Raw genomic sequence first — 20,166 nt, 5'->3', positions numbered from 1 at the left:
TGTACTTACTTATTATAGGCTGAAATCATGATTTTTTCAAAGTTTTTCTATGGACAAGTATATTGTAATTATGTCGAATGTTGTTGAGAAAATTAGATACCATAACCATATCATATTACGCAATGTGAAAAATAGTTTATTTAGATAATAATATACAGATCTAGCTTAAATTATCTAGGTTTTTCTTCAATTTTTGCTCTTTCTCATTTGTTGACAAAAACTATATAATGTGCCTTATTTACTATATATTGTGTTTGTATTAAATTTAAATACAAGATATTGAAACATCTTACCTAAATATGGTATGGTGATAGTAATTAATTCTAGATTAATAGAATTTGCACTTATGTCTAAAGGAGAGATAAAATGTCTACGGTTGTCGAATCAAGAACGAACATTAACGTGGATATGCTTAACGAAGATATTAAGCAATTTCCACAGGTACACCCAATAACGCCAGATATGAAATTACTACATAAAGGTGTGTCTAGGTTAGTCATGCTAGACCGTTATTCCTTTAAAGATACAGAGAAAAAGACATTAAAAGAAGGAGACTTTGTTGTCCTAACGGTTAAAGCTGATCCGAAATTCCCAGCAAGAGGTTTAGGATTTATTAAATCTATTGATCGGGTAAACAATGAAGCGTTAGTTCAGGTCGAGCCTGATTACACTTCAGTTTTAGATGGAGAAGAAGCAGAAACTGGAGTCGTAAAAAGAGGATTGGACAGTATTGATAAGCCATTAGAAGTCTACTATGAACAAATTGCAAAACGTAATGCAACGGGATTAGCAAGTGTGGAACCGACTGAAAAATTGCGTCAACAATCCTTTGAAAAGTTTTACAAGGAACTTGCAGGGCTTAATTTCATCCCAGCAGGAAGAGTATTGTATGGTGCAGGTTCTGACACGGAAGTAACTTACTTTAACTGTTATGTAATGCCTTATGTTAGAGACTCACGAGAAGGTATTTCAGAACACCGTAAGCAAGTAATGGAAATTATGAGTAGAGGTGGAGGCGTAGGTACAAATGGATCAACACTACGGCCACGTAATGCACTAGCAAGAGGTGTTAATGGTAAATCATCGGGTTCCGTATCATGGTTAGATGACATTGCAAAATTGACTCATCTTGTAGAACAAGGAGGTTCACGCAGAGGGGCGCAAATGATAATGCTTGTTGATTATCATCCTGATATCATAGAATTTATCATTTCTAAGATGCAAAACCCTAGAATCCTAAGATATTTAATTGAGAACACCGAAGATGAACAAATTAAAAAACTTGCACAAGAAAAGCTGAAATTCACACCACTTACAGAAACTGAAGTCGATCTCTACCAAGGAATTTTAAATTATAAGAACATTCCTGGACAAGGCGGATTTACAGATAAGGTATTACGTGAAGCGGAAGAAAAATTAAGAACAGGTGGTACCTATTCTGTTCACAATCCAGAGTTCTTAACAGGAGCTAATATTTCTGTATGTATTACGAAAGAATTTATGGAAGCAGTAGAAAACGATACATGGTATGAACTTAAATTCCCTGATGTGGAGAATTATAATGAAGAAGAAATGAAAGCATATAATGAAAACTGGCACAATGTTGGTGATGTACGTAGATGGGAAGAAATGGGCTATGGAGTCCGTGTATATCGCCGCATCAAAGCAAAAGAATTATGGAACTTAATTAATGTTTGTGCAACGTATTCTGCAGAGCCAGGTATCTTTTTCATAGATAACGCCAATGACATGACTAATGCGAAAGCATATGGTCAACAAGTAGTTGCAACAAACCCGTGTGGAGAACAACCTCTTGCACCATTTTCTGTTTGTAACCTAGCAGCAGTAAATCTGGGTGAAATGGCAAATAAACAATCTAAAACAGTAGACTTCAACAAATTAGAAGAAACCGTAAAAACGGGTGTACGTATGCAAGATAATGTAATTGATGCGACCCCATATTTCTTAGCGGAAAACAAAAAACAAGCCCTAGGTGAACGCCGTATTGGACTAGGCGTAATGGGATTACACGATTTACTTATCTATTGCGAAACAGAATATGGTTCTGAAAAAGGAAATGAACTAGTAGATAAGATTTTTGAAACGATTGCCACAACAGCCTATCGTGAGTCTATTGAACTTGCAAAAGAGAAGGGAAGTTTCCCATTCTTAGTAGGTGAAAATGAAGAAGAAACAATGAAATTAAGAGAAGCATTTATTAATACTGGCTACATGAAAAAAATGCCAGAAGATATTCGTCAAGATATCTTAAAATATGGGATTCGTAATTCACACTTATTAACTGTTGCTCCTACTGGAAGCACTGGAACAATGGTTGGCGTTTCAACTGGTTTAGAGCCTTATTTCTCCTTCTCCTACTTCAGAAGCGGAAGATTAGGTAAGTTTATTGAAGTAAAAGCAGATATTGTCCAAGAATATTTCGATGCAAATCCTGAAGCAGACTCAACAACACTTCCGAAATGGTTTGTTACAGCTATGGAATTATCTCCAGAGGCTCATGCCGATACGCAATGTGTTATCCAACGTTGGGTTGATAGTTCCATCTCTAAAACGGTTAATGCACCTAAGGGCTATAGTGTAGATCAAGTTGAAAGTGTGTATAGAAGACTTTATCGTGGAGGTGCTAAAGGTGGTACGGTATATGTTGATGGAAGCCGTGACTCCCAAGTACTAACACTAAAAGCCGAAGAAAATAATTTCGAGCAAACAGAATTATTTGAAGAAACTAATGAACCACAAAAAGTTGTCTTAATGGATACGATTCAAGAACTTAAATCAACGGATGTTACCATTGGTTCAGAAGTAGGCGACACTTGTCCAGTATGTCGTGAAGGTAATGTAGAGGATATTGGTGGATGTAATACATGTACTAGCTGTGGAGCACAATTGAAGTGTGGTTTATAATAGTATAAATGATGAGGTTATCAAACTAAACGTTTGATAACCTTTTTTTATCATAGTCATTGTCATATTCCCCTAAAAGCTTGTATCGTACTCAAAATTACGGTATCCTCAATATATGGAAACAATGTTGCGCAAGATAAAAATTTATTCATGAAACGAGGAGAACAGGATGCCAACACCAAGTATGGAAGATTATATAGAGATTATTTATAACTTAATCGAGACTAAAGGGTATGCTCGGGTTTCTGATATTGCTGAAACTTTAGAAGTACATCCTTCTTCCGTTACAAAAATGGTTCAAAAACTAGATAAAGATGAATACTTACTATATGAGAAATACCGTGGCTTTGTCTTAACAGAAAAAGGAAAAAAAGTTGGTGAACGATTAGTTTTTCGACACGAGCTTTTAGAGAATTTCCTTGAGATTATCGGAGTTGAGGAAGAAAATATATACAATGATGTTGAAGGAATAGAGCATCATCTAAGTTGGAACTCGATTGATAGATTAGGTGATCTTGTAAAATATTTTAAAGAAGACCGAAAACGATTAGATGATTTAAAAGCTGTTCAAAAACATAATGATAAATAGAGCTTGACATTGTTCTATTTTTAATACTTATTGCTTACATATTAATTAAAAAGTGATAAGGAGATAGTTTATGAAAATAGACGGTGTCTTCTCTGGTGGTGGTGTGAAAGCATATGCTTTCATTGGAGCTCTTGAAAGTATAGCCGAGAAAAACTTAGAATTTGAACGAGTCGCTGGTACATCTGCAGGGTCTATCTTGGCATCCTTTATTGCTGCGGGTTATAACGGAGATGAAATTAAACGGTTATTAGATGAACTAAATTTAGAGGAATTTTTGGACCCACCAAGTCTTACTAAAATCATACCTGGGAGTAAATGGTTCTTTTTGTATTATCAAATGGGACTTTACAAAGGTGATAAATTTGAGAGGTGGATTTATTACCAATTAGCGAAAAAGAGGATTTATACTTTTGGAGATCTAAAGGAAGGTTATTTAAAAGTAATAGTCAGTGATTTAACCTTAGGAAAGTTAGTTGTCATTCCTGATGATTTGGAACGAATATACGGGATTAGCCCGAATGATTTTCCAATTGCAAGAGCAGTAAGAATGAGTGCAGGGTTTCCGTATTTTTTTATGCCCAAAAAGTTAACTGGAATAAGTAAAGAAAAAAGTTTAATTGTAGATGGTGGTCTTTTAAGCAATTTTCCATTATGGGTATTTGAAAGTGATACAAATAAACGAACTCGACCAATTCTAGGTTTAAAGCTCAGTGATTCCCCTCAACATACCTCTCCGAAAAAAATTAAAAATGCACTAGATATGCTACATGCTTTATTTTCCACAATGAAACAAGCCCATGATGCAAGATATATTGCTAAATCCCAGAAAGAGAGCATTATCTTTATTCCTGTAAAAGATGTTCATACTACTGATTTTAAAATTGATAATAATGTGAAAGAAAAATTAATCAATAATGGCCGAGATGTGGCTAATAATTTTCTTAGATATTGGTCGACTTAAAAAAGCGAGCTTCTAATATTAGAGGCCCGCTTTCTTCCGTTTCGATTTGTTCCCATCTATTACTCGTAAATGTGATGGGCGTTTTTTCGATTTCTTTTTCAAAGGGTTAGTTTGCTGTTGTTTTATAATAGGTGTTTGATTAGTATGTGAGTATTTTGATTTCGATTGTCTTACTGCCTGTTTATACTTCTTAGCATCAGTCGATTTGTTACGACCACCTAAAATAAAGAAATATATTAATCCAAAAATAGTTATTCCTATTATGATACTAACAAGAATATTAAGTAAGAATCCTGTCGTGTTACCAAACAACTGGATAATGAGTCCTAATACTGCTAATCCAACAATTCCGTATATGATAAATTTAATAATGGAATTTTTCCTCATGTGAATCTTCCTTTCATTACATGTATGTATATGTTACCTACTAATATATTTCAGAAATATGATAGATAATCGGTCTTGCATTACTAGTATAATTGTTTCCGTCTTACCACAAATTATTCAAACTCTTTTTCTTCTCTTCATTTTATCAATAAACGTATTTTCTGTAATGCATTTTAACCAATGGGTAATACTAAAAATGGAGGTGGATCATATGGAAGATAAAAAACTCGAACAAAATAAACAGGAGGAATCATCAACTTTTCTTGGTAGATCATTACTTACGGGATTTATTGGGGGAATTATAGCAAGTCTATTAGGACTGTTCATGTATTATTTTAATTTTATGGAAGTTTCGGCAAAATCTTTCTTACTTCGTTCATGGACTACAGCTAGATGGACAGACACTTGGTTAGGAGAACTCGTGACAATTGTACTTATTGGTATTATATCCATTGGAGTTGCACTAATTTACTATGGAGTGTTTAAAAAAATCTACTCAATTTGGATGGGAGTAGTTTACGGTATTATATTGTGGGCTATCGTCTTTTTTGTATTACAGCCTATTTTTGTTAATGTACCTAGTGTTTCTGAATTGGAATTAAAGTCGATAATATCTACTATATGTCTGTACATATTGTATGGAACCTTTATTGGGTATTCTATTTCGTTTGATTATCATGATTCCATATTAAGTAAGACTACTAAAAAAGAAGAATAGAAAGCCTGCGATCTAGAAATTAACTTCCTTTCATTAGCTAAATCAATATTCAAACTTGTCTATTTATGGTAAACTGTTAAAGTCATAACAACTAAAAAGAGACGTGTTTTTGTTTCATATTATGCTAGTGAACAAAAGGGAAGGGATGAAGAGATGGAAAAGCTAAATAAGATTAGACAATCACTTCAAGAATTAAATCTTGATGCATTAATGATTGCAAGCCCGATTAACCGCCGTTATGTTACTGGATTTACTGGTACAGCTGGTATTGCATTAGTTAGTGCCGAAGAAGCTATCTTTATTACAGATTTCCGTTATACAGAACAAGCATCAGCTCAAGCAAAAGGTTTTACAATTGTTGAGCATAAGACATTAATTGAAGAAGAAGTGAAGTCACAATTAACGAAACTTAATGTTAAACGATTAGGCTTTGAAAAAAATCACATTACTTATGCTACATATGATCGCTATAATGAGTTGTTAGATCTAGAGTTAGTTCCAACCAGTGAAATTGTAGAAAAAATTCGTTTGATTAAAACACCGGAAGAATTAAAAATTTTGAAGAAAGCTGCTGAAATTGCTGATCAAGCTTTTGAACATATTCAAGGTTATATTAAACCTGGTGTTAAAGAAATTGAAGTTTCCAATGAACTTGAATTTTTCATGCGAAGACAAGGTGCAACACAATCTAGCTTCGACATCATTGTAGCATCTGGTTTCCGTTCTGCAATGCCTCATGGAGTCGCTTCTGCAAAAGAGATTCAAGCTGGTGAGTTAGTTACATTAGATTATGGTGCACTATATGAAGGCTATGTTTCAGATATAACTAGAACTGTAGCTGTTGGTGAGATTAGCGATGAATTAAGAAAAATTTATAATACTGTGTTAGAAGCACAACTTCGTGGAGTAGATAATATAAAACCAGGAATGACTGGCATTGAAGCAGATGCTCTAACTAGAGATTATATTAAAGAACAAGGTTATGGCGATTATTTTGGTCACTCTACCGGTCATGGAATTGGGTTAGAGGTGCACGAAGGTCCTGGACTTTCGTTCCGAAGTGGATTAAAATTAGAACCTGGTATGGTTGTAACGGTTGAACCAGGAATTTATATTCCGAATATTGGCGGTTGCCGCATTGAAGATGATATTGTTATTACGGAAACTGGTAATGAACGATTAACAACATCAACGAAAGAACTTATTCAGCTATAAAGCAAGAGCTTCGAGGAGGACAAAGAATGATCTCAGTAAACGATTTTAAGACAGGTTTAACAATTGAATTAGATAATGATGTATGGCAAGTTGTTGATTTCCAACATGTAAAGCCAGGAAAAGGTGCTGCATTTGTTAGATCCAAGCTTCGCAACCTTCGTAATGGTAGTATTCAAGAAAAAACATTCCGCGCTGGTGAAAAAGTAGGAAAAGCGCATGTTGAACATAAGAAGATGCAATACTTATATGCATCAGGCGACTCTCATGCGTTTATGGATACAGCAACATATGAACAAATTGAACTTACTTCTGAACAAATTGAGCATGAATTAAAATTTATAAAAGAAAATATGGAAGTGTCTATTATTAGTTACCAAGGACAAATGCTTGGAATTGATCTTCCTAACAACGTAACACTAGAGGTAGTCGAAACAGAGCCAGGTATTAAAGGAGATACCGCAAGTGGTGGTACAAAACCTGCAACAGTGGAAACAGGATTAGTAGTTCAGGTACCATTCTTCGTCAATGTAGGAGATAAGCTTATTATTAATACTTCTGATGGGAAGTACGTTTCTCGGGCATAATAATAACTTTGTGTAGAAAGTGATCATCAATTATGATGGTCATTTTTTTATTGGGGAGAGTTCGTTATCTTTTGAATATTTATGATAAAATGATAATAACAATGCAAATTTTTGGGGGTTTATGATGAAACTATCAGCTGAGCAGTTAAATATAACAAGAGATTATTTAATACATAATTGTCGGAAGCTAGAAATTGCCCGTTTTGAATTTTTATTTGGTAATGGAACAAAAGATACAGTAATAGAAAGTCTAAAAGAATTTCAAAATGAAGATGGAGGATTTGGTCATGGAATAGAACCTGATTTTTGGTTGCCAAAATCTTCTGCAATGGCAAGTTGGGCAGCGGGGCAAGTCCTTATAGAGGTAGGTGCTGAAAAAGACGAACCACTAGTACAGTCGCTAGTTTCCTATCTAGTAAATACATTTGAACAAAAAACTGCGAAATGGGCATCTGTACGCCCTGAAAATAATGATTACCCACATGCCCCATGGTGGCATTGGAATGAAGGCGCAGTAGAAAATTGGTCCTATAACCCCAGTATAGAGCTAGCAGCTAACCTTATACATTGGTCTGAACCGGATAGTAAAGCATCAGAATTAGGTTGGAATTCTATAGAAAAGGCTGTTACTCATTTAATGGTTCAACATGAAATGGATAAGCATGAAATTAATAACTTTCAACAATTTATTAAAATTATTAAACCGTATAAAACTATCCTGGAATCTATTGTTCCATACTCTTATGAACAAATATCGGACAAAATAAATGATTTAGCATTAGACTGTATTAATAAAGATGTAGCTGAATGGGATACAGGGTATGTGTCGTTACCTTTAGATTTTATCCATAGTCCTAATGATCCATTGTGTAGAAAACTAGGCTCTTTAATAGAAAAGAATTTTACTTTTTATTTGGAGAAACTGTCAGATGAAGGTATTTGGGATATCTCGTGGACTTGGGGAAGTTATGAAGAGGAATATGAAGTTGCAAGGACTTATTGGAAAGGGATTTTAGCAGTAGAGAGATATAAACGATTTGATCAATTTGGCTATTTAGAAAAGGAAATGTAAGTGAATAAATCTTTAGATAAAGATATTTCCAAGTTCTATAAAATTAATATACCTATATAAAAGTGTCAGTTCTAATTGAACTGGCTTTTTTTGTCATTATACATTTTAGTCTCCCTAATCTACTACATAATATTATCAACTCTATTATTTAACTTCTATCAGTCATAAAATCTACACTCAGACATACATTTACTTATAGAAAATCAATTTCTAAAACCTATACAAAGTGAGGACAAGCTATGGAGGAGATACTTCGTTTATTTCCGACTGAAATTAAATCTCTCTTAAAAAGAAAAATTAGTAACCGCTGGGATATACTGCAGGAAATACGGGTGCGATTAAATCAACCAATGGAGCTTATATTTGACCATGGATTGGAATGGGTTATTCAAGCACAGCCAACGAAGCAGGATAGTATTTATATCATTAACCAGTTAAGTGAGTTTTCCTTATATAGAATGGAAGACGAATTAAGAGAAGGATATATAACTATCGAAGGTGGTCATCGGGTTGGGCTTGCAGGAAAAGTAAACACGGTAAATGGTTTTGTTAAAGCAATACAATATATTACCTTTTTAAACATAAGAATTGCTAAAGAAAAGATTGGGGTTGGAAAGAATGTTATCCCTTATCTATATGACAATGGTTTTTTAAATACGCTATTTGTTGGTCCGCCTCAATCTGGAAAAACAACATTAATACGAGATATTATTCGTATCGTTTCATCTGGATGGAACCATGTACCAGCAAAAAAAGTAGGGGTTGTGGATGAACGCTCCGAAATAGCAGCGTGTTTAAAAGGCGTACCACAACATAATCTCGGTAAAAGAACAGATGTGCTTGATGCATGCCCAAAAGCTGAAGGAATGATGATGATGATTCGATCCATGTCACCTGAAATTTTAGTTGTAGATGAAATAGGAAGTGATAAAGATGTACAAGCCCTAACGAATGCGATCAATGCAGGTGTGACTGTAATCTGTACGATTCATGGGCAATCGTTAGAAGAACTTAAAAAACGTCCTTCTATCTTTCCATTACTCCAAACGAAAGTTTTTCATCGGATTGTTCTTTTAAAGGGACAATCATCTCCTGGAACAATTCAAGGAGTTTATGACGCTAATGAAAAAAATATATATCAGAAAACGGGGTGGTTGCCAAATGAAGTGGATCGGGGCAGTAATATTCATCGGCGCAACGACATGGCTAGGATTCGAATGGAGTAATAAGCTTACGCGCCGACCGAAGCATATCCGTCAGCTGATAAATGCTCTTCAAGTATTAGAAGCTGAGATTCTATATAGTCAAATGCCTTTACATGATGCATTTATCTCCATCTCAAGGCAAATTCCTGAACCGTCAGCATTGTTTTTTCGAACGGTAGCAGAGAGGATAGTGGTTTCTCATAATCATTTTGAATCCATTTGGGAAGAGAGTGTCCTTAACTATATCGAACAATCGAGCCTTGGAGAGAATGAGAGAGAAATATTACTACAATTTGGTAGAACATTAGGTCAACACGATTTTCATCAACAACAAAAACATATTCAGCTTACGATTAAACATTTGGAAAGAGAATTAGAAGATGCAAGAGAAGAACAGGAAAGATATGGGAAGATGGCTAAAAACCTCGGTTTTTTAACTGGTCTATTTATCGTATTATTGCTTATTTAGGGAGAAAGGGGCTGCATTATGCTATCAGATGCATCGATATTATTTCAAATTGCAGGAATAGGAATTATTGTAGCATTAATTCACACTATTTTAAAGCAAATGGGGAAGGAAGAAATTGCGCAATTTGTTACATTGGTCGGGTTTATTATTGTACTTGTTGTTGTTATTAATGGTCTATCTGATTTATTTCAACAAATCCGGTCCGTATTTCTTTTTCAAGGGTAAAGCAAATGGATATCATTCAAATTGTCACGCTAGGTATTATTGCTAGTATTCTTTATATCATTTTAAAGGATATGCGCGGCCCCTTTGCATTTCTCATACTACTCATTACCGGCATTGCTTTATTTTTAGCAGTTATAAGTCAAATTGGATCCATTATTCGTTTGATTGAGTCTCTCGGTCAAAAGGCAGCTATTAACACAATGTATATTGAGACAATCCTAAAGATAATCGGTATTGCCTATATTACCGAACTAGGTGCTAGTATTACAAAAGATGCCGGACTGGGAGCTGTTGCCTCCAAAATAGAACTTGCAGGAAAAATTTTCATTTTATTACTTGCCATTCCAATCATATCAGCAGTAGTCGAAGCAATCCTAAATTTCTTACCTTTAGTGTAGGTGGATATTTAGAAAGGAAGGGAGCAATTGAAGTGCATGAAACGGATTAGTCGTATTAGTTGTATATTTTTTTTCGTTATGTTTCTTGGACAAGCCGTTGTGTATGCAGAAGATCAGCCTGAAGCTCCCGTAGAGGATGTCCTATTAGAAGATATATCATTCGATGGAATTGGGGAATATTGGAACAGTGTAGTAGAAGAATATGGAGGGTATATTCCAGATCTCCAAAAAAACGGACTATATGACTTTATTAAAGGAAACGATGAATTCTCTATTAAAAATATAATTGCAGGTGGGCTAGAATACTTACTGCATGAAGTTATTTTAAACGGAAAATTACTTGGGTCACTTTTGTTACTAACTCTATTTTCTGTGTTACTTCAGACAATGCATACAGCGTTTGAAAGAACATCTGTAAGCAAAATTGCTTACTTTGTTGTTTACATTGTTCTTATATTTATAGCATTAAATAGTTTTTATTTGGCAGTTTCATATGCAAAAGATGCTATTTCAATGATGAGTAGCTTTATGATTGCCTTAATTCCATTAGTGTTAGGGCTGATGGCGTCGTTTGGAAGTGTAATATCCGTTTCATTCTTTCATCCAATCATCATCTTTCTTATTAACTTCAGTGGGGTTTTAGTTTCTAACTTTATTATGCCGCTATTATTTCTGTCAGCTCTATTAATTATTGTTAGTAGTTTAAATGATAATCATAAAGTTACGAATCTTGCTGGTTTATTCCGCTCAGTTGCTATCGGGACACTAGGAATCTTCCTAACTATCTTTTTAGGTGTTTTATCAGTACAGGGGGCAGCTAGTGCTATCCAAGATGGGGTGGCAATGAAGACAGCGAAATTTGTTACAGGTAACTTTATACCGGTAGTCGGTAGAACATTCACTGATGCCGCAGACACAGTCCTTAGTGCTTCATTATTACTTAAAAATGCTGTTGGAATTGTTGGAGTAGCGATTGTGATCTTCATCGCATTGTTTCCAGCAATAAAGATATTTGCAATAGCATTGATTTATAAAGTTGCAGCAGCAGTATTACAGCCGATAGCAGATGGGCCAATTATTACTTGTTTAAATACGATAAGTAAATATATAGTTTACATTTTAGCCTGCTTACTGGCAGTATCATTAATGTTTTTCTTAGCAATTGTCATAATTGTTACAGCAAGTAATATTACATTATTACTTCGATAGGATGATGGAAATGGATCTTCTAATCAACTGGGTAGCCCAAATTATTATATTTATTTTACTAGCAACAATTATTGACTTACTTATACCAACTGGTGGAATGAAAAAATATATAAAGTTTGTAATAGGGTTAATTTTAATCTTAATTTTCTTACAGCCTATATTCTATTTATTTAAAGTGGATATACAAGAAGCCGTGCAGCAGTCTTTTTTAACAATTATTAATAACGATTCAAATGAATCAAAAGTAGAAAATTTGATTGAATTGCAAAAAAGTGAAATAGAATCGTCAACTAGTGCATATATTTTAGAACAAATGGCTGTCCAACTTAAAGATATAGCAAGTGCTCCTCTTTTGGACAACTATCAAGTGAAAATAAGGGATATATATTTCGAGTTCAAGGAAGGAGCAACAATCTCCTACGAGGGGCTAGAAGAAGTAATGGTGTATCTTGGAGAATCAGAGAAAGAGGAGGGAGCAGTGAATGCAGTAGAGGATGTTGTCATTGATGCAGGGAAACAAACACATAAAACTGAAGATGGAGATGTCGATCTTCAGGGTATTGAGTCCTTGTTGCGAGAAACTTGGGAATTAACGGATAAGAAGTTAACTGTTATATGGGAGGGAGGGGCATCTTGATAAATAAATTACAAGAATTCCTAAAAGAAAAATTAAACGGGTCTAAAAAGACTGGCTATGTCATCATTATTGGACTAGTTGCTTTACTTGTAATCTTAGTGGGAAACATATTTTCTACCTCATCCCAGAAGGATTTGGAACAAGATATGCCAAAGATGGAGTTAAAATCAGAGTCCCAAACTGAAGAAGCAATTTCTAATGAATCTGGAACAACGTCTGATGTGGGTGTACTGGAGGCGAACTATAAAAAACAATTAGAAAATATGCTTGAAAAAATCGATGGTGTCTCTGAAGTAGAAGTAATGGTCAATTTAGACTCTACTGATGTCAAAGTATATGAACAAAACTTAATTAAAGGAACACAACAGACAGAAGAAAATGACCGTAATGGTGGGACAAGACATATACAGGAAAATACAGAGGAGACCCAGACTGTCATTATCAGACAAGGTGACAAAGAAACACCAGTGTTAGTTCAAACAAAGAAACCCGAGGTAAGGGGAGTACTTGTAGTGGCAAAGGGTGTGGAAAGAGCTACCATTAAACAATGGGTTGTGGAAGCTGTCTCAAGAGTACTTGATGTTCCAACACATAAAGTATCTGTAAAGCCTAAAAATTAAGGGAGGATGAAATAATGTTGAAAAAACAAACAGTATGGCTATTAACTATGTTGAGTTTAATGATTGTGTTGAGTGTGTATTATATGACGGCTGATCCTGGTGATTTTGCTTATATAAACACAGATGATGAACCAAATTCAGAGGAAACAGCTGGAGATTCAACACCTGATGATAGTTCTAGTGTTGCTGTATCAGCGACTGGTAATGAGTTATTCGCTGCGCTACGCTTAGAGGTTCAAGATGAGAGAAGTAAGAAAAAGGATAGATTAGAAGATATTGTTGCAAGCAGTAATGCTTCTCCAGAGGAAAAGAATCAAGCTTATGAAGAAATGGATGCCATTGATCAAGTTTATACGAAAGAAACAATTCTAGAAGAATCTATTTTGGCAAATGCAGAATATCAGGATGTGTTAGTTCGTGCTGATGGGGATACGGTTCATGTACATGTACAGGCAGACGAACTTACAAATTCAGAAGTTGTCAACATTATGCAAATGGTTCGAGATGAATTTGGTGAATTAACAGTCGATGTTATCCATGAACCAATGACAGAAAGCTAAGAATAACTTATCGCTTACATCAAGTCTTTAAGACTTGATGTTTTTGTTTTTTTTAGAAAAGAAATTCCTTCAATATTCATTCGCGTATATAGTGGTAGATTGGTATAATAGAGTAAACTAGAAAGCGTTTTCTAAAGTAGGCGCATAAAAAATGTTGAAGTTTCCCCCATATTTATCGTAAAATATTAAGAGGAGTTATTAGTACCTAATAACAAAAAAGGTAAGGGAGTGCTAATTAAACATGTTAAAAGTTCAAGAAATACGTGAAATAATAAAATTAGTAGATCAATCTTCAATTAATGAGTTTACTTATGAAACAAACGGAACGAAAGTATCAATGAAAAAGTCTACAGATAGTGTAGTTACGCAAGCTAAACCAACTGTACAAATAGAAAAAGAAGTAATGCAACAACCGGTCGTTCAGCCAGTGAAGGAAGAAGTATTAGAAAAAACGGAAACTCCTGTTCAAAAAAATAATGTTAATTTCGACTATGAAATTACTTCTCCAATGGTAGGTACATTCTATAGTGCTCCTAATCCAGATAGTGATCCATTTGTATCAGTAGGAAGTTCAGTTAGTAAGGACACTGTAGTATGTATTGTAGAAGCGATGAAGTTATTTAATGAAATAGAAGCAGAAGTAAGTGGTGAAATCGTTGAAGTATTAGTAGAAAATGGAGAGCTTGTGGAATATGGGCAACCATTATTTAGAGTAAAAACGAAATAAGGGGACGTGCTAATATGATTAAGAAATTGCTTATAGCAAACAGAGGAGAAATAGCTGTCCGAATTATTCGTGCTTGTAAAGAAATGGGTATTGAAACAGTTGCTGTGTACTCAGAGGCTGATAAAGAGGCATTACATGTGCAATTAGCTGATGAAGCTTATTGTATTGGTCCGAATTCTAGTAAGGACAGTTATCTGAATTTCGCTAATATAATTAGTGTAGCAAATTTACGAGATGTCGATGCAATTCATCCTGGATATGGATTTTTAGCAGAGAATGCTGATTTCGCTGAGATTTGTAAAGCATGTAATATTACATTTGTAGGACCTTCATCAGAAGCAATTCAAAAAATGGGAATTAAAGATGTTGCTCGTGAAACAATGAAGGAAGCAAGTGTTCCAATAGTTCCAGGATCTAATGGTATCATTGGAAGTGAAGAAGAAGCAATTGAAATTGCTAACTCTATTGGTTATCCTGTTATCATCAAAGCGACTGCTGGTGGTGGAGGAAAAGGTATTCGTGTTGCAAGAACAGAGGAAGACCTTATTAAAGGGATTCGAATTACCCAGAAAGAGGCAGAAACTGCATTTGGTAATCCTGGTGTTTATATCGAAAAATTCATTGAAGATTTTCGCCATGTAGAAATTCAGGTATTAGCAGATACCCATGGCAATGTCATTCATTTAGGTGAACGTGATTGTAGTATTCAAAGACGATTACAAAAATTAATAGAAGAAACACCATCTCCTGCCCTAAATGAAGAAATTCGTGCTAAAATGGGGGAAGCGGCAGTGAAAGCTGCTAAGGCAGTTGATTATGTTGGTGCTGGAACGATTGAATTTATTTTTGATCGAAAAACGAAGGATTTCTATTTTATGGAAATGAATACTAGAATCCAAGTAGAACACCCAGTTACAGAAATGGTTACCGGTATTGATTTGATTAAAGAACAAATTAGAGTCGCAAATGGTGAAGTACTTTCTTTAAAACAGGAAGATGTAACGTTTAATGGTTGGGCGATTGAGTGTAGAATCAATGCAGAGCAGCCATTTAAGAATTTTATGCCTTCTCCTGGTAAAATTGATATGTACTTATCCCCAGGCGGATTAGGAGTGCGCGTGGATTCTGCAGTATACCCTGGTTATTCCATACCACCATATTATGATTCTATGATTGCCAAGCTGATTACCTACGGTTCTACACGTGATGAAGCAATTTCTCGTATGAAACGGGCACTCGATGAGTTCCTTGTAGAAGGGGTTCATACTACTGTTCCATTCCATCGATTAATAATGGATCATGAGGTTTTCATAAAAGGTGACTTCAATACGAACTTCTTAGAGGAACACCCAATCACTGAACCAAAACAATATTAGCATCAAAGATTTATCATAAGTTAATAAAGGAGTGAGATAATGGCTGAACAATCTTTAGTGAATATGAGTGAAAACACAGGACTTGGAAAGGTTGAAATTGCCCCTGAGGTTATTGAAGTAATCGCAGGTATCGCAGCAACAGAAGTAAATGGGCTTGCTAACATGCGTGGTAATTTTGCAACTGGAGTAGTTGAGAAATTTGGTAAGAAATCCCATAGTAAAGGGGTGAAAGTCGAACTTACTGAAAATGGGATTCTTGTTGATGTATATGTTGTTTTAGAATTTGGCGTTTCCATACCAGATGTTGCACAAAAAGTTCAAGCAAATATAAGGCAAACATTAAAAACAATGACATCCTTAGACATTGCTGAAGTAAACGTACATGTAGTTGGATTACAAATGGAAAAAGAAAACGCAGAAGAGGCCTCAGAATAAAAAGAAAAGCCAAAGATATTTTTAGGATATCTTTGGCCTTTCTTTTTTATATACATACAAAAAGAAATCGTTAGTTTGTGGCGTCTGACTCGTAATCATGTTATCATTTGAAAAGAGATTATTAAAGGAGCAATGCATGATGAAACGTCACGAAGCAAGAGAAAAAGCATTTCAAATATTATTTCAATTAGATATGTTAGAAGAAGATTTGGAAACCACGATAGAAGAAAGATTAAATGATGAAGAAAAGGATGATTTCCTTCAAACACTAGTGTTAGGCGTAGTGAAGGAAAGACAAGCAATAGATGAGAACATTTCTGCAAAATTAGAAAAATGGTCTTTTCATCGTTTACCATCTGTTGAAAAAACGGTATTACGTATTGCAACATTTGAGCTAAAACATATAGAAGATATTCCGGACAATGTATCCATTAACGAAGCGGTTGAACTGGCAAAAATGTACGGGGATGAGAAATCAGGAAAGTTTGTAAACGGTGTGTTATCTAAAATTATCAAGAAATAGAGGGGAAGATAATGATGGTAGCTGAGGTTATAAATGGTAAGGAATTGTCAATAAAACTAAAATTAAACATGAAGAAAGAAGTGGAGCACTTAAAAGAAAAAAATATAGTGCCTCATCTAACTGTTGTTTTAGTTGGGAATAACCCAGCATCACGATCCTACGTAAATGGAAAGAAAAAAGCATCAGAAGAGGTAGGGATTAGTTCGGAAATTCTAGAACTTTCAGAGGCTATTACCGAAAGTGAACTGATACAAATAATTGAACAGTTAAACAATGATGAAAACGTCCATGGTATATTGGTGCAACTTCCACTACCAATTCACATTAATGTTCAACATATTATAGAGGCTATCGACCCTACTAAAGATGTAGACGGCTTCCATCCGTATAATGTAGGGAAAATGATGACAGGACAGGATACTTTTTTACCATGCACCCCTTATGGAATTATGACTATGCTTCATTCAAAAAAGATTACAATCGAAGGAAAGCATGCTGTTGTTATTGGAAGAAGTAATATTGTCGGCAAGCCTGTTGGTCAGTTGTTGCTAAATGAAAATGCAACGGTGACTTACTGTCATTCCAGAACGGAAAATTTAAAAGAAATAACCAAGCAGGCGGATATCCTTGTCGTTGCTGTTGGCCGGCCCAATGTGATTGATAAAGAGTATATAAAAGAAGGGGCAGTCGTTATTGACGTTGGAATTAACCGATTGGAAAACGGTACTTTAACTGGTGATGTTGATTTTGACAGTGCTTCTTTACATGCTGCCTATATAACACCTGTTCCACGTGGTGTTGGTCCAATGACCATTACGATGTTATTACATAATACAATTAAAGCTGCAAAAGGTATGAAAAAATGACAAATAAGTATTTAACTGTAACTGCATTAACGAAATATATTAAACGAAAATTAGATATGGATCCCCATTTACGTGATATATGGTTAAAAGGGGAAATTTCTAACTTTAAACTCCATTCAAGAGGTCATATGTACTTAACAATAAAGGATGACCAAGCAAGGATTAATGCGGTAATGTTTGCAGGTAATAACCGCTTTTTAAAGTTTAAACCTGAAGATGGCATGAAGGTACTTATCCGTGGGGAGATCAGTGTGTTTGAAGCAACTGGTCAATACCAGCTTTATATTCAACAAATGGAGCCAGATGGTATTGGTTCCTTGTATTTAGCTTTTGAACAATTAAAAGATAAGTTAAGAAAACAAGGTTATTTTGATGAGCAGTATAAAAAGCAAATTCCTGATATACCTGAACATATTGCGGTCATTACATCCCCAACCGGTGCAGCTGTAAGAGATATTATTTCAACAATTAAACGTAGGTATCCAGTAGCTCAAGTAACGGTATTACCTGTTCTCGTACAAGGTGTAAATGCAGCTACATCTATAACTAGAGCGTTAAAAAAGGCAAATGAGTTAGGTTTATTTGATGTTATTATCCTTGGTCGCGGTGGGGGTTCGATAGAAGAATTATGGAGTTTCAATGAGGAAATTGTTGCAGAAGCAATATTTCATTCGAAAATTCCAATCATTTCAGCTGTTGGCCATGAGACGGATGTAACCATAAGCGATTATGTAGCCGACTTACGAGCACCGACCCCAACTGGTGCAGCGGAACTTGCTGTGCCGTCACAATTCGAACTTATAGATCGAGTTTCAAAAATGAAACAATCTTTAAATAGTTTAATAGGGATGACATTAAAGTATCACCGAGGTAAATTAGAGCAGATGGTGAATTCTTATGCATTTCGTTACCCAGAGCAACTAATAAGGCAAAAAGAGCAACAGTTAGATAAGAATAAAGAACGAATGGAACGATCATTTCAACATGAATTTAATAAGAAAACAGATCGGCTTAGTAATTATAAAACAAGGCTTATAACACAGCATCCAAAAAGAAGGTTCGAACAAGCTACAAAAGCTTTGAATCAATTGATGAAACAAAATAATCAAATTATGACACAATATGTTGAAAAACAGTCCAATCAATTAACTCGTCAGCTGGATAAACTTACACTACTTAATCCATTGGAAATAATGAAACGTGGTTTTGCGATTCCGTATACTTCAATTGGTGAAATTATTAGAACAACGACTCAAGTAAACGCTCGCGATCAGATTAGCATTAATCTGAGGGACGGGATACTGGATTGTGAAGTATTGGAGATAAAGGAGACTAATAATGGATAACTTTAAAGATTTAACATTTGAAGAAGCAATGGAGAAACTTGAGGAAATCATCGGGAAATTAGAAGAAGGGGATGTGCCTTTAGAAAAGGCAATTTCGTATTATCAAGATGGAATGCATTTATCAAAAATTTGCAGTGATAAATTAAATCATATCCAAGAAAAAATGGTGCAAATTATGAATGAGCAGGGGGAGCTAGTTCCTTTTGATATACAGGAGGATGAATAATAGTGGAAGTCCTATTAAAAAATTATATTGAAACGAATCAAAAAGTTTTTCATGAAGAGTTAACGAGACATCTTCATCCATTAAATATCCCTGAATCACTAAAAAAATCCATGCTATATTCACTAAATGCTGGTGGGAAGAGGCTTCGTCCCATCTTACTTTTAGCAAGTTTTGAAACGTATTCAACTAATATAATGAAAACGTATCGTACAGCATCTGCTCTAGAAATGATACATACATATTCGCTAATTCATGATGATTTACCTGCAATGGATGATGATGATTACAGACGTGGTTCACTAACAAACCATAAAGTGTTCGGGGAAGCAACAGCGATTTTGGCTGGTGATGCATTGTTAACCTACAGCTTTGAGATGATAACAAATGACCCGCTATTATCCGAAATAGAAAAAGTCTATATAATAAATTTATTAGCAAAAGCAAGCGGCCCTACAGGTATGGTTGCAGGACAAATATTGGATATGGAAGCAGAGAATCAAACAGTTGAATTAGAAACATTAGAAAAAATTCATGCATTAAAAACAGGTGAATTACTAAAGTTTGCGGTAACAGCTGGTGCATATTTAGGGAATGCTACCGAGGAGCAAATAGGTTATTTAAAGGAATTCGCACATTATTTAGGGCTAATCTTCCAAGTACAAGATGATATTTTAGATATTACAGGCGATGAAGAGAAGTTGGGTAAAGCGGTTGGTAGCGATGAATCTAATAATAAAAGTACTTACCCTAAACTCTTAGGACTAGACGGTGCAAAGGAAATGAAAATCCGCTATTTAGAGAAGGCGAAAAAGTTATTAAAGAAAGCAAATGCTGATACATCAAGACTTGCTGATTTAACGGATTATTTTAGCGAGCGTGACTATTAAACTTGA

Annotated in this window: 24 protein-coding genes; 23 read left to right on the top strand and 1 reads right to left on the bottom strand. The window is 34.9% G+C overall.

Features of this window, described 5'->3' with window-relative positions:
- Nucleotides 1-366: 366 nt before the first annotated feature.
- The 3 genes from AB1K81_RS06220 (at nt 367) to AB1K81_RS06210 (ending at nt 4,475) form a co-directional block, all read left to right on the top strand.
- The gene (locus AB1K81_RS06220; protein WP_412975760.1) at nt 367-2,925 is read left to right on the top strand and encodes a vitamin B12-dependent ribonucleotide reductase; all 2,559 of its coding nucleotides are present in this window, start codon (nt 367-369) and stop codon (nt 2,923-2,925) included.
- 169 nt (nt 2,926-3,094) lie between these two features.
- Nucleotides 3,095-3,514, top strand: a complete 420-nt coding sequence (mntR, locus tag AB1K81_RS06215) for a transcriptional regulator MntR (protein WP_412975759.1) — start codon at nt 3,095-3,097, stop codon at nt 3,512-3,514.
- A gap of 70 nt (nt 3,515-3,584) precedes the next feature.
- Nucleotides 3,585-4,475 (top strand): patatin-like phospholipase family protein, encoded by an 891-nt coding sequence (locus AB1K81_RS06210; RefSeq protein ID WP_412975758.1) that lies wholly within the window; start codon nt 3,585-3,587, stop codon nt 4,473-4,475.
- A gap of 18 nt (nt 4,476-4,493) precedes the next feature.
- Here AB1K81_RS06210 and AB1K81_RS06205 read toward each other — a convergent pair whose 3' ends face one another.
- Nucleotides 4,494-4,862, bottom strand: coding sequence for an SA1362 family protein (locus AB1K81_RS06205; protein ID WP_412975757.1), 369 nt, complete (start codon nt 4,860-4,862; stop codon nt 4,494-4,496).
- A gap of 211 nt (nt 4,863-5,073) precedes the next feature.
- Between AB1K81_RS06205 and AB1K81_RS06200 the strand changes: the two genes are divergently transcribed.
- The 20 genes from AB1K81_RS06200 to AB1K81_RS06105 all read left to right on the top strand — a co-directional run bounded on the left by AB1K81_RS06200 (nt 5,074) and on the right by AB1K81_RS06105 (nt 20,160).
- Nucleotides 5,074-5,580 carry a YqhR family membrane protein gene (locus AB1K81_RS06200; RefSeq protein WP_412975756.1) on the top strand — a complete coding sequence of 169 codons (507 nt, stop codon included), beginning with the start codon at nt 5,074-5,076 and terminating at the stop codon, nt 5,578-5,580.
- A 153-nt stretch (nt 5,581-5,733) separates the two neighbouring features.
- The gene (locus tag AB1K81_RS06195; protein WP_412975755.1) at nt 5,734-6,795 is read left to right on the top strand and encodes a M24 family metallopeptidase; all 1,062 of its coding nucleotides are present in this window, start codon (nt 5,734-5,736) and stop codon (nt 6,793-6,795) included.
- Nucleotides 6,796-6,821: 26 nt separating this feature from the next.
- Entirely contained in the window at nt 6,822-7,379 is a 558-nt protein-coding gene (gene efp, locus AB1K81_RS06190) for an elongation factor P (RefSeq protein WP_412975754.1), read from the top strand.
- A gap of 124 nt (nt 7,380-7,503) precedes the next feature.
- Nucleotides 7,504-8,451, top strand: a complete 948-nt coding sequence (locus AB1K81_RS06185; RefSeq protein WP_412975753.1) for a hypothetical protein — start codon at nt 7,504-7,506, stop codon at nt 8,449-8,451.
- A 239-nt stretch (nt 8,452-8,690) separates the two neighbouring features.
- Nucleotides 8,691-9,677, top strand: coding sequence for a stage III sporulation protein AA (gene spoIIIAA, locus AB1K81_RS06180; RefSeq protein ID WP_412975752.1), 987 nt, complete (start codon nt 8,691-8,693; stop codon nt 9,675-9,677).
- Nucleotides 9,613-10,125, top strand: a complete 513-nt coding sequence (gene spoIIIAB, locus AB1K81_RS06175) for a stage III sporulation protein SpoIIIAB (protein WP_412975751.1) — start codon at nt 9,613-9,615, stop codon at nt 10,123-10,125. Before spoIIIAA ends, spoIIIAB begins: the two co-directional genes overlap by 65 nt.
- An 18-nt stretch (nt 10,126-10,143) precedes the next feature.
- Nucleotides 10,144-10,350, top strand: a complete 207-nt coding sequence (gene spoIIIAC / locus AB1K81_RS06170) for a stage III sporulation protein AC (protein ID WP_010093209.1) — start codon at nt 10,144-10,146, stop codon at nt 10,348-10,350.
- A 5-nt stretch (nt 10,351-10,355) separates the two neighbouring features.
- On the top strand, nt 10,356-10,748 hold the full coding sequence (gene spoIIIAD / locus AB1K81_RS06165) for a stage III sporulation protein AD (protein ID WP_412975750.1): 393 nt from the start codon (nt 10,356-10,358) through the stop codon (nt 10,746-10,748).
- Between the two features lie 36 nt (nt 10,749-10,784).
- Nucleotides 10,785-11,957, top strand: a complete 1,173-nt coding sequence (gene spoIIIAE, locus AB1K81_RS06160; protein WP_412975749.1) for a stage III sporulation protein AE — start codon at nt 10,785-10,787, stop codon at nt 11,955-11,957.
- A gap of 10 nt (nt 11,958-11,967) precedes the next feature.
- Nucleotides 11,968-12,594 carry a stage III sporulation protein AF gene (gene spoIIIAF / locus AB1K81_RS06155; RefSeq protein WP_412975748.1) on the top strand — a complete coding sequence of 209 codons (627 nt, stop codon included), beginning with the start codon at nt 11,968-11,970 and terminating at the stop codon, nt 12,592-12,594.
- Nucleotides 12,591-13,214, top strand: a complete 624-nt coding sequence (spoIIIAG, locus tag AB1K81_RS06150; RefSeq protein WP_412975747.1) for a stage III sporulation protein AG — start codon at nt 12,591-12,593, stop codon at nt 13,212-13,214. Before spoIIIAF ends, spoIIIAG begins: the two co-directional genes overlap by 4 nt.
- A 14-nt stretch (nt 13,215-13,228) precedes the next feature.
- Complete coding sequence (locus AB1K81_RS06145; RefSeq protein WP_412975746.1) at nt 13,229-13,774, top strand: SpoIIIAH-like family protein; 546 nt, start codon at nt 13,229-13,231, stop codon at nt 13,772-13,774.
- Nucleotides 13,775-14,015: 241 nt separating this feature from the next.
- Entirely contained in the window at nt 14,016-14,501 is a 486-nt protein-coding gene (gene accB, locus AB1K81_RS06140) for an acetyl-CoA carboxylase biotin carboxyl carrier protein (RefSeq protein WP_412975745.1), read from the top strand.
- Nucleotides 14,502-14,515: 14 nt separating this feature from the next.
- Nucleotides 14,516-15,877 carry an acetyl-CoA carboxylase biotin carboxylase subunit gene (accC, locus tag AB1K81_RS06135; protein ID WP_412975744.1) on the top strand — a complete coding sequence of 454 codons (1,362 nt, stop codon included), beginning with the start codon at nt 14,516-14,518 and terminating at the stop codon, nt 15,875-15,877.
- Between the two features lie 39 nt (nt 15,878-15,916).
- Nucleotides 15,917-16,312: an Asp23/Gls24 family envelope stress response protein gene (locus tag AB1K81_RS06130; protein ID WP_412975743.1), complete on the top strand. Its 396-nt coding sequence runs from the start codon at nt 15,917-15,919 to the stop codon at nt 16,310-16,312.
- A 139-nt stretch (nt 16,313-16,451) separates the two neighbouring features.
- Nucleotides 16,452-16,835: a transcription antitermination factor NusB gene (nusB, locus tag AB1K81_RS06125; RefSeq protein ID WP_412976124.1), complete on the top strand. Its 384-nt coding sequence runs from the start codon at nt 16,452-16,454 to the stop codon at nt 16,833-16,835.
- A 14-nt stretch (nt 16,836-16,849) separates the two neighbouring features.
- The gene (folD, locus tag AB1K81_RS06120) at nt 16,850-17,701 is read left to right on the top strand and encodes a bifunctional methylenetetrahydrofolate dehydrogenase/methenyltetrahydrofolate cyclohydrolase FolD (protein ID WP_412976123.1); all 852 of its coding nucleotides are present in this window, start codon (nt 16,850-16,852) and stop codon (nt 17,699-17,701) included.
- Complete coding sequence (xseA, locus tag AB1K81_RS06115) at nt 17,698-19,047, top strand: exodeoxyribonuclease VII large subunit (protein WP_412975742.1); 1,350 nt, start codon at nt 17,698-17,700, stop codon at nt 19,045-19,047. The genes folD and xseA overlap by 4 nt, the downstream gene beginning before the upstream one ends.
- Complete coding sequence (locus AB1K81_RS06110) at nt 19,040-19,273, top strand: exodeoxyribonuclease VII small subunit (RefSeq protein ID WP_412975741.1); 234 nt, start codon at nt 19,040-19,042, stop codon at nt 19,271-19,273. Before xseA ends, AB1K81_RS06110 begins: the two co-directional genes overlap by 8 nt.
- A 2-nt stretch (nt 19,274-19,275) precedes the next feature.
- A complete protein-coding gene (locus tag AB1K81_RS06105) occupies nt 19,276-20,160 on the top strand; it encodes a polyprenyl synthetase family protein (protein WP_412975740.1) in 885 nt (294 codons plus the stop codon).
- Nucleotides 20,161-20,166: the final 6 nt, after the last annotated feature.

Origin of the sequence: Ornithinibacillus jepli (genome assembly GCF_047228935.1) — a bacterium.
GTDB lineage: Bacteria > Bacillota > Bacilli > Bacillales > Amphibacillaceae > Ornithinibacillus.
This window is presented reverse-complemented; position numbering and strand designations above follow the sequence as displayed.